General features: G+C 58.8%; 9 protein-coding genes. 2 read left to right on the forward strand and 7 right to left on the reverse strand.

The window, feature by feature from the left end; genetic code table 11:
• Window positions 1–76: 76 nt before the first annotated feature.
• From gltP to BI292_RS23325, 4 genes are all read right to left on the reverse strand, one after another.
• Window positions 77–1,408 (reverse strand): glutamate/aspartate:proton symporter GltP, encoded by a 1,332-nt coding sequence (gene gltP / locus BI292_RS23305; protein WP_092275575.1) that lies wholly within the window; start codon window positions 1,406–1,408, stop codon window positions 77–79.
• 797 nt (window positions 1,409–2,205) lie between these two features.
• Window positions 2,206–2,670, reverse strand: a complete 465-nt coding sequence (locus BI292_RS23315) for an inhibitor of vertebrate lysozyme family protein (RefSeq protein ID WP_092275572.1) — start codon at window positions 2,668–2,670, stop codon at window positions 2,206–2,208.
• Window positions 2,671–2,672: 2 nt separating this feature from the next.
• Entirely contained in the window at window positions 2,673–2,837 is a 165-nt protein-coding gene (locus BI292_RS23320) for a DUF1328 domain-containing protein (RefSeq protein WP_003177151.1), read from the reverse strand.
• A gap of 95 nt (window positions 2,838–2,932) precedes the next feature.
• Window positions 2,933–3,220, reverse strand: a complete 288-nt coding sequence (locus tag BI292_RS23325; protein ID WP_092275569.1) for a hypothetical protein — start codon at window positions 3,218–3,220, stop codon at window positions 2,933–2,935.
• A 440-nt stretch (window positions 3,221–3,660) separates the two neighbouring features.
• Between BI292_RS23325 and algB the strand changes: the two genes are divergently transcribed.
• Together algB and BI292_RS23335 are read left to right on the forward strand one after the other, a co-directional pair.
• The gene (gene algB, locus BI292_RS23330) at window positions 3,661–5,007 is read left to right on the forward strand and encodes a sigma-54-dependent response regulator transcription factor AlgB (protein ID WP_092275566.1); all 1,347 of its coding nucleotides are present in this window, start codon (window positions 3,661–3,663) and stop codon (window positions 5,005–5,007) included.
• A 10-nt stretch (window positions 5,008–5,017) separates the two neighbouring features.
• Complete coding sequence (locus BI292_RS23335; protein WP_101209338.1) at window positions 5,018–6,808, forward strand: ATP-binding protein; 1,791 nt, start codon at window positions 5,018–5,020, stop codon at window positions 6,806–6,808.
• Between the two features lie 6 nt (window positions 6,809–6,814).
• Here the strand turns inward: BI292_RS23335 and BI292_RS23340 are convergent, their stop codons facing one another.
• The 3 genes from BI292_RS23340 to BI292_RS23350 all read right to left on the reverse strand — a co-directional run.
• Window positions 6,815–8,428: an EAL domain-containing protein gene (locus BI292_RS23340; RefSeq protein WP_092275560.1), complete on the reverse strand. Its 1,614-nt coding sequence runs from the start codon at window positions 8,426–8,428 to the stop codon at window positions 6,815–6,817.
• A 75-nt stretch (window positions 8,429–8,503) separates the two neighbouring features.
• Window positions 8,504–9,283, reverse strand: coding sequence for an N-acetylmuramoyl-L-alanine amidase (locus BI292_RS23345; protein WP_101209339.1), 780 nt, complete (start codon window positions 9,281–9,283; stop codon window positions 8,504–8,506).
• A 103-nt stretch (window positions 9,284–9,386) separates the two neighbouring features.
• Window positions 9,387–10,614: GGDEF domain-containing protein (locus tag BI292_RS23350; RefSeq protein ID WP_178076621.1), on the reverse strand; the 1,228-nt coding region annotated here is incomplete at its 5' end.

Here is a 10,614-nt window from a genome sequence, read left to right on the forward strand (position 1 = left end):
GGCCGGAACATTCAACATTTATGTTGATTGATACACCGCCTTCGCGGGCAAGCCTCGCTCCTACAAGGGCAAAGCATCAGTTTTTGGAAATCTCGCCGGCCGGCAATTTTTCCTTGCTGCGCCAGTGCGGCAGCGAGTTCCAGTAGCGCTCGCCCTTCGCGTCGTCGTACATGCCTTCCCAGCGCGAAATCACCAGCACTGCCAAGGCATTGCCGATCACGTTCAACGCGGTACGCGCCATGTCCATGATGCGGTCGACACCGGCGATGAACGCCAGGCCTTCCAGCGGAATCCCGACGCTGCCCAAGGTTGCCAACAACACCACGAACGACACGCCCGGCACGCCGGCAATCCCTTTGGACGTCACCATCAACGTCAGCACCAGCAGCAATTGCTGGCTGATGGACAGGTCGATGCCGTAGAGCTGGGCAATGAAGATTGCCGCGATGCTCTGGTACAGGGTCGAACCGTCGAGGTTGAACGAGTAACCGGTCGGCACCACGAAGCTGCAAATGGCTTTCGGTGCGCCGTAGGCTTCCATTTTCTCGATCACACGCGGCAGCACGGTTTCCGAACTGGCGGTGGAGTAAGCCAGCACCAGCTCATCCTTGAAGATGCGCATCAGCTTGATCACCGAGAAACCAAACAGCTTGGCGATCAAACCCAACACCACAAAAGCGAAGAACGCGATGGCGAAGTACACCAGCACTACCAGCTTGGCCAGCGGCAGCAGCGAGGCAAAACCGAAGTTGGCCACGGTCACCGCGATCAGCGCGAATACGCCGATCGGGGCGTAGTTCATGATCATGTGGGTGACTTTGAACATGCTCTCGGAAACGCCCTGGAACATCTTCACCAGCGGCTCGCGCAGGTCCGATTGCAGGCTCGACAAACCGAGACCGAACAACACGGAGAAGAAGATGATCGGCAGCATTTCGCCGCGGGCCATGGCCGCGAAGATGTTCGACGGGATCAGGTTGAGGATGGTTTCGATGAACGCGTGTTCATGCTGAACCTCGGCGGCAGTCGCCTGGTACTTGGAAATATCCACCGTACCCAGCGTGCTCATGTCGATGCCGGTGCCCGGATGGACCACGTTGGCCAACACCAGACCGACCAGAATGGCGATGGTGGTGACGACTTCGAAGTAAAGGATGGTTTTGAGGCCGATACGACCGAGTTTCTTCGCATCACCGACGCCAGCGATACCAACGATCAGCGAGGAAATCACAATCGGGATCACGATCATCTTGATCAGACGGATGAAGATGTCGCCCGCCGGTTGCAGGACGTTAGTGATCCACCAGGCTTTTTCGGCGCTGAAATGGTTCAGCAGCGCACCGATTGCTATCCCCAATACCAGACCGATGAGGATCTGCCAGGCGAGGCTAAGCTTTGCCTTCTTCATATCATTACCCTTACTTCAGTTTGACTCGGGCAGGTGCGCGAACTGGAACGCTCAGTGGCGGAAAAGTCTGTGCATCTGCCCCCGTATAAGGTGCCCCGAAAGCGCTGGTTTACGGCTCTTCGGCAGGCGAAAAAAGGCGCAACTATTCCGATGCAAGGAAGCGACGTCTAATGCCGTAAACGCCTACCCTATGCCGAATCGGCATGAGCTTTTTTAAATGAAACCAGCGTCCCAACCGGTTCGAATACGACATTTCGGCAGGCATAAGTGCCGTGAACCGGCCATTTCAGAGCAGGTTGGTTGTTTTTTGAGCAGGTGATTTCGGGGTGAATCTTGGGAAATTGCCTACGAATGCCTCGGAAAATTCCTCAACAAAAACAAAGTGCTTTCTCGATATACGGTCGCGACGAAACACCGCGAAACGTTTTTGCGGGGAATATGCAGCAGAGGGGATTCAGCGAAGTGCTCTGGATCAACGTTTTGCACGTTGAGGCGTGAGCAGGAGATGCGCTTTCTAAGATGAAGCTCTTCGCAAGTCCGTCGAGCCGCTTTGGATCGGCGAACTTGCGTCGCAGCTTTTTACCTACCTGACCCGGCCCTTGCGCAAGCACTCCATGTGCCCGTAGGTCACTCCGACTCTGAAGCAGTCAGAACGTCCCGACCCCTTGGTCATGCGCCGGCCCTCCTCGAGTGGCGCACTGGAAAGGAGCAAGGCTGCTCCTTTCTTGTTTCAAACTCATGTCTTCGGTCCAGCTAATGCCTGCGGTCCAGCTAAGGAACCGAGTACCGCTTTCAACCTAGTACCAATTTGGATCTTTTTTCAGCGTTTCCATCAGCAGCTTTTGCATGCCTTCATCAGGCTTGCCGAGGAAACGGTAGTCAGCGTGGCGCGTCGGTGACTTATCGGCGGGAAGACCCGCTGGCACTTGCACCCACATCGCGTACGCGTCTTCCTTGTCGAAACTGAAAGCTACGATCAAGCGATTGTTCAGGCAGGTGTCCTGCTTTTCGCACAGTGGCCCGACTAGATACTTGTCGCCATCTTCAGTCACAGCAGTCATTTGCTCGGAAGTACCGCTCAGGTTCATCACCCATTCCGGCAATCGCTCTTCCTTTTTGACGACTTGAGTCCATGTTTCACGATACTGCGGGTCAGCGTTAAGCAACTCGCTGGCCCGCGCCTGGCCATCATTGGCCGCCATCGCCGTGGCACTGCCGCCCAGAAGCAGGGCGGCTGCCAGTGTCTTGCACAGAACGTTCATGGTCAGCCTCGACCGCGACGGCCGAAGAAGAACGAAGCAATGAACATCACCAGGAACACGACAAAGAGAATCTTGGCGATACCCGTGGCGGTGCCCGCGATACCACCGAAGCCCAGAACGGCGGCAATGATGGCAATGATCAAGAAAGTGATTGCCCAACTCAACATGGTGATTCTCCTTACTTCTATTTAGGGGTTCGTATCCGTGGTGCTTTTCCCGGCGCAGCAAACGCGCCAAGTCTGGGTGTTACAAGTGTGATGCTTTAAAACACCCAACGTTCCTGACGCGGCATCTGATCCACAGGCTGAGCCTGGTCGACGTCCATCATGCGCATTGGGGCGCTGTCAGCGAAGTTGCTGCTGACGGCACTGAAATGGGTCTGGGTGGCGTGTTGAATCGACAGGCGCGGCGCTTCCGGCTGCTGGCTCTGTTCCCAACGTGCATATTGCTGCCCGCCGATCAAAGTGATCGAAAGAGCGAGCATGGCGAACAAACCTTGCTGGATGTGCAGAGGCGAGATACGCAGTTGTGCGGCACGTTGACGATTCATCCTGTAGCTCCTCCACCTGGGTGGTCATCTTGTTGAGGACGCTCATTCCATGAGTGCCCTGCGTTAACAAGACTATTGCAGCCTGCGTGCCAGCTTTTTCGAAGAAAAAAACCTAATAAAATCAATAGGTTGCGTATGCGATAAAAATCGTTTCGGACGCATCCTGCACGATGGGTCTCTGATCGTCGTGCGTAATGCACGATAATTTCGTAGGAAATTTCAAACTTTTTGAATTGAGTTGCGGTCGCGGATGTCAGACATTCACGTAGGCAAGCGCCGAAATGTTGTATTTTTTGTAAAAAACCAACTAAATCAGTCCATTAGCGGACAGGTCAGTAGATAACTACCCGGCCGGCGCTGGAATGGACCAGAATAAACCATGCAACTTGCCCGATTTATCCGGGACTAACCTAATATCTTTCAGTAAGGAGCGTAGGAAAATGGAATCAGCCACTGAGCAACAAGGCCGAATTCTGCTGGTGGACGACGAATCCGCCATCCTTCGTACCTTCCGCTATTGCCTCGAAGACGAGGGCTACACCGTCGCCACTGCCAACAGCGCTGCCCAGGCTGATGCATTGTTGCAGCGTCAGGTGTTCGACCTGTGCTTCCTGGATTTGCGTCTGGGCGAAGACAATGGCCTCGATGTACTGGCGCAAATGCGCATTCAGGCGCCGTGGATGCGTGTCGTAATAGTCACCGCGCATTCGGCCGTGGACACCGCCGTCGATGCGATCCAGGCCGGCGCTGCCGATTACCTGGTCAAACCGTGCAGCCCCGATCAATTGCGTCTGGCCACCGCCAAGCAACTGGAAGTGCGCCAACTCTCGGCACGTCTGGAAGCGCTCGAAGGTGAAGTGCGCAAACCCAAGGATGGCTTGGACTCGCACAGCCCGGCGATGAAAGTCGTGCTCGAAACCGCCCGCCAGGTCGCCGGCACTGACGCCAACATTCTGATTCTCGGCGAGTCCGGCACCGGTAAAGGTGAGCTGGCGCGGGCCATTCACGGCTGGAGCAAGCGTGAGAAGAAATCCTGCGTCACGATCAACTGCCCGTCGCTGACCGCCGAATTGATGGAAAGCGAATTGTTCGGCCACAGCCGCGGGGCGTTCACCGGCGCCAGCGAAAGCACTTTGGGTCGAGTCAATCAGGCCGATGGCGGCACGCTGTTTCTCGACGAGATCGGCGACTTCCCCCTGACGTTGCAGCCGAAGTTGCTGCGCTTTATTCAGGACAAGGAATACGAACGCGTCGGCGACCCGGTCACGCGCCGCGCGGATGTGCGGATTTTGGCTGCGACCAACCTCAATCTGGAAGACATGGTCCGCGACGGTCGCTTCCGTGAAGATTTGCTCTATCGCCTCAACGTCATCACTTTGCACCTGCCGCCATTACGCGAACGCACCGAAGACATCCTGACGCTGGCGGATCGTTTCCTCGCGCGCTTCGTCAAGGAATATGCACGACCGGCACGCGGTTTCAGCGACGAGGCGCGCGAAGCGCTGCTCAGCTATCGATGGCCGGGCAACATTCGCGAACTGCGCAACGTGGTCGAGCGGGCGAGCATTATCTGCCCGCAGGAACGCGTGGAAATCAGCCACTTGGGCATGGCCGAACAACCGGCCAACAATTCGCCACGGGTCGGCGCTGCGCTGAGCCTGGACGAGTTGGAAAAGGCCCACATCGGCGCGGTGCTGGCCACCGCGGGCACGCTTGATCAGGCCGCCAAAACGCTAGGCATCGACGCTTCGACGCTGTACCGCAAACGCAAGCAGTACAACCTGTGAGCGATCTCCGATGAAATTGGCGATGAAGTTGCGGACCCGGCTGTTTCTGAGCATTTCCGCACTCATCACTGTGGCGCTGCTCGGGTTGTTGTTGGGTTTGGTCAGCGTGATGCAGATGGCCGGCAGCCAGGACGCCGTGGTTCGCAGCAACTTCGTCAGCCTCGACCTCGGCCTCAAGCTGCGCCAGACCCTGGGCGATCAGTTGGTCATCATGCTCAGTGAAAAGCCTGATCCGGCTGCGTTCGAGGCGTCCAAGCAGCATTATTTCCAATTGCTCGACGAAGGTATTGCTCATGAGCAAGTGGGCGACGCCGTGCAATACGGTTTCAGTCAGGCGAAAAAGGATTACCTGAGTTTCCTCCAGGCGTTCAGCGATTCACGCGGGCCGACGCATGTGTTGAGCGGCAATCAGGTGCTGACGGAGAAATTCAACGCGCTGCGCAACGGTTTGATCACCGAACACAAACGCGCCCTCGACAACATCAACAACACTCAGCGCAAGGCTCGGGATCGCGCGTTGCTGATCGCCGGTTTGCTTGGGTTTGTCGGGCTGGCGGTGCTGATCATCGGTTTCATCACGGCGCACGGGATTGCCCGGCGCTTCGGCGCGCCGATCGAGGCGTTGGCGCAAGCGGCGGATAACATCGGCCAGGGCAATTTCGAAGTGACGCTGCCGATTTCCTCCGCCGCAGAAATGAACCTGTTGACCCGCCGCTTCGGCATCATGGCCGAAGCCTTGCGCGAGCATCAGGCGACCAATGTCGACGAATTGCTCGCCGGCCAGCAACGCCTGCAAGCGGTGCTCGACAGCATCGACGACGGTTTGCTGATGATCGATCGCCAAGGTCATCTGGAACACCTGAATCCGGTGGCGCAACGGCAATTGGGTTGGGACAGCGACCGGCTCGGCCAAGGCCTGGGCAGCGCGCTCGAACGCCCGGAACTCGATGAACAGCTGCAACTGGTGCTGCGCGGCGGCACGCTGGAGCGCGCGCCCGAAGACCTGGCCATCGAAGTCGATGGCGAATCGCGGTTGCTCACGTACAGCCTGACCCCGGTCAGCCACACGCAAGGGCATATCCTCGGCGCAGTGATGGTGTTGCACGACGTTACCGAGCAGCGCGCGTTCGAGCGGGTGCGCAGCGAGTTCGTGTTGCGTGCCTCCCACGAATTGCGCACGCCGGTCACCGGCATGCACATGGCGTTCGGTTTGTTCCGCGAGCGGGCGAAGTTTCCCGAGGATTCGCGCGAAGCCGATCTGCTCGACACAGTTAATGAAGAAATGCAGCGCTTGATGCAGTTGATCAATGACCTGCTGAATTTCTCGCGTTACCAGAACGGCCTGCAAAAACTCACGTTGGCGCCGTGCTCCATCGAAGATTTGTTAGCGCAAGCCAAGGACCGATTTGCCGCAACGGCGGCCGAGAAGGGCATCGACTTGCTGGTCGAAGTGCAGGGGCCATTGCCGCGCTTGCAGGCAGACCAGGCGCAATTGGATCGCGTGCTCGACAACCTGATCGACAACGCCATGCGCCATACCGCCGCGGACGGGCAGATTCGCTTGCAGGCGCGACGTCACGGCGAGCGCGTGATTATCAGCGTCGAGGACAATGGCGAAGGCATCGCCTATGGCCAGCAAGGGCGGATTTTCGAGCCGTTTGTGCAGGTCGGGCGCAAGAAGGGCGGCGCCGGGCTGGGCTTGGCGTTGTGCAAGGAAATCGTGCAGCTGCACGGCGGGCGGATGGGCGTTTATTCGCGGCCGGGGCAGGGCACGCAGTTCTACATGGCGCTGGCGGTCTGAGCGGATTTACGCTTCGTCATCGATGCGGCGGCCATTTTGTCGTCGACCACGGGTGATCAGTTCGATGAACTGCACCGCGCTCAGTGCATGGGCGAACAGCCAGCCCTGACCGTACTTGACGCCTTCGCTGCTGAGAAACTGCGCCTGCGCTTCATGCTCGATGCCTTCGGCGATCACCTTCAGTTGCAGGGCCTGGGCCATGTGAATGATGTGCGGCGCGACCCCGCTGCTGGCGGCGTCATGGCCCAGCGCATCGATAAACGCCTTGTCGATTTTCAGGCAATCCACCGGCAGGGTTTGCAGGTAGGCGAGGCTGCAATAGCCGGTGCCAAAATCGTCGATCAGCACCTGATGGCCAACATTGCGCAGCGCTTGCAGGTTTTCCCGCGCCACCACCACGTCAATCAGCCCGCGTTCAGTCACTTCAAAAGCAATCTGCTTGGCCGCGACCCGGTGCACCGTCAGCAGGCGCGCCATCACTTGGCCGATGCGCGGCACCATGACGTCGCAGGCGGCCAGATTCACCGAAATGTACAGTTGCGGATTCGCCCGGAGCAATTGGCCCAGTTGTTCCAGCAGCCGTTGCAGGACGAAGTCGGTCATTTGGCGAATCTGCCCGGTGTTCTCGGCCATCGGGATAAACAGGTCCGGACTGGTCAGCGTACCGTCCGGCCTGCGCCAACGCAGCAGGGCCTCGGCACCCACGCAATTACGGCTGTCGAGGTCGAAGATCGGTTGATACAACACTTGCAACTCGCCACGGCGGATCGCGCCTTGCAGTTCGGCGTCCAGCGACTGGCGCTGGCGCACCAGCAGAAACACCAGAAAACCGACGAAAATGCCCAGCACCAGACTGCCCGGCAGCAGCCACCACCAGACGGCGGGCACATGCGTGCCGTTGCGCGGGGTGATCAGCACCAGTTGATATTCCGGGTTATCGGTCGGCATGCGGTAGATCAAGCGGCTTTGAGTGACTTGCAGCGCGTCGCGGCTTTTCGGCGGCCAGGGTTCAGTCGGCGGCCAGACTTGTTCCAGGCCCAGCACCGGAATCGCCCGTTGCCCGTGGTCGAGCACCACCAGCAGGCTGCTGCCGGGCGAGAGGTCGACCATGTCGGTCAAATGCCCGCGCGACGTCGCCACGCGAAAATTGCCGCGGCCGAGCATCAACGCGGCGCGGTTTTCATCCGGTTCGGTGGTGGTGTTCAGCCAATAACTGTAGGTCGGGCCTTTGATGTCCGGCGGGCGAACCAGCGATAAGCCTTCCTGGCGCGGCCGGTTGGAGCAAATGCGGCTGGCGTCCATATAAGCGGCTTCATAAACGAAGCGATAGCTGAAGCTGACTTGCTGCAACGTCGCGATCATTTCGTCATCGCAGCCGCGCAAGGGCTGCGCTTCCAGATCGTCGAGGCTTTCGCGTAACTGGCCAAAGAGTTGTTCGAGGCGGGCGAGGAAGCGTTCACCCTGAGCGTTCATTTCGCGGCTTTCGTTCTGCTCAACCTGATGCAGCGCGATAAACAGACTGGCGACCATCAGCAGCGTTGCACTGAAGACAGCAGCGAGCATCGCCAAAAACCAAGGGCGATAGAACCAACTTCGCAACCTCTCGCGAGTAGCAGCCATTTGGGAACATCCGAAGAATTACCAATGAGTTATAGCTGCTGTTTGAGAAAAAGCGCGACCGTCGGGCGGGCGTCATTATTTTGTCTGATTGAGCACCAGCAGCATCGCCGCAGTCTGCGCGTCCGGCGTGCCGTCGAAACGGCTAGGGCGGTAATGCATCTGGAAAGCCGCGATTACGTGGCGAGTGGCGACATCCAGTTCACCGGTCTGCGGCGTCGCATAACCGAGGCGCGCAAGCTGTTCCTGGAACCAGCCGACGGTGGGCAGGTGCTCGGTGTATTGCGCTTGCCGGGCGGCGACCGCCTGTTCGTTGGGCCACACGCCCAGGCCTGCGGCGGCCAGGCGTTTCCATGGGAACAGCGGGCCGGGATCGAGTTTGCGCAACGGCGCGATGTCGCTATGGCCGATGATGTGTCGAGGGCTGATGCCGTGGCGTTTGCTGATGTCGTTGAGCAGCACGATCAGCGCTTGAATCTGATCTTCGCTGTACGGATACCAGAGGCGCCCGGTGGGCGTGTCGCGGAAACCCGGATTGACGATTTCGATGCCGATCGAGCTCGAGTTCAGCCAGGTCCGGCCTTGCCATTCGCTTTCACCGGCGTGCCAGGCGCGCATATTTTCATCGACCAGTTTGTAGATGGTCGCGCCTTTGTCGTCACCGATCAGGTAATGGCTGCTGACTTCGCCGTGGGTCAACAATTGCAGCGAGCGCTCCAGCGACGCCGAGGTGTAATGCAGCACCACAAACGGCGTACGGCTGTCGAAATTGGCGGAAGGATGGCTGGTGTCGAAACGCGGACCGCTGGCGCAACCGGCCAGCAGCAAAAAAGAGGCAACGAAGGCGAGATATTTCATGGCAGATGGCAATACACGATGGACGATAATGCAACAGTGTAACGTAATCGCCCGAATGATGACGGCGACGGAGCCGGATTAAACAAAATGGAACAATTGGCTTTCAGGCCAATTCCACCCGGTTTCGCCCTGCATGTTTGGCTCGATATAACGCCTGATCGGCTCTTTTAAGCACCATATCGCTGTGTTCGCCGGGTTTGAACGCCGCCAGTCCCATGGACACGGTGATCGTCACGCGTTCGCCCTTGAAGTGGAAAGGGCAGGCCTCGATTGCTGCGCGCAGGGTCTCCAGAAGTTTCGCCCCGACGGCCGGCACGGTGGCAGGCATCAGCAGCACAAATTCTTCGCCACCAAATCGAGCGATGAAGTCCGAGCCGCGCAGGCGTTTGCGCAACACGCTGGCGATGATCTTCAGCACTTTGTCGCCGGCGAGGTGGCCGTAGTTATCGTTGATTCGTTTGAAATGGTCGAGATCGAGCATGGCCAGCATCAGCGTGTTGCCGTGTTGCTGCCACTCGCTGATCTCCTGTTCCAGCCGTTCACTCCAGGCTGCGCGGTTCGGCAGGCCGGTCAGCGGATCGATGAGGGCTTTCTGGCGTTGTTCTTCAAGGTGCTCGCGATAGCCCATGGCTTCCTGCTCCATGTGCGCGACCCGTTCGGCCAGGCTGTGCAGGCGCGCGGCGACTTCCTGCTCACGTTCGTCGCGTTGCTTTTGGTGCTGGTCCATGGTTCCGAGCAAGCCTTCGAGATGGTTTTCGAGAACGTGCTTGAGGTCGTCGAGATCGGCGGCGTCCTGCATGCTGGTTTGCAAGCCGTCGACCTGCTCGCGGATCTGCGTGTCCATCTCGCGCGCGGCGGAGCGGTTGTCGGCGTGCCCGGCGCTGGCGGCTTGCAGGTTGCTCTGGAACGACTCAAGACGTTCATTGAGCTGCTGCAAGTACGCTTCAAACTCATGCTGGCCGCTGTCGGTGATCGCCAGCATCAACGTCGCCAGATCGTCGAGGATCGGCAGCAATTCGTACCAGTTCAAGCCGTTCTTCAGGCGTTCGCGCATCGCCTCGGCTTGCGGGCGATGGCGTTCCGGCAGGGTCAGATCATCAAGCAAGCCGAGTAGCGTCTGTTCGATGTGCGTGGCCACCGAGCTGTAGGACGGCTCGGGTGAGTCCGGCAGCGCGTAGAGAATGTCTTGCTCGGGGTGTTCCGGATCGATGGCCGCCAGTGCCTGGGCCATGACGGCGGGCAAGGGCAGGGTGTCGAGGAATATTGGCGTTTCGGCTGGCGGCGCCGGGATCAGTTCATCTGGATTGAAGAGGGGTTGGGCGGGCGGCTGG

It is taken from the genome of Pseudomonas sp. 43NM1, assembly GCF_002836905.1.
Taxonomy (GTDB): domain Bacteria; phylum Pseudomonadota; class Gammaproteobacteria; order Pseudomonadales; family Pseudomonadaceae; genus Aquipseudomonas; species Aquipseudomonas prosekii.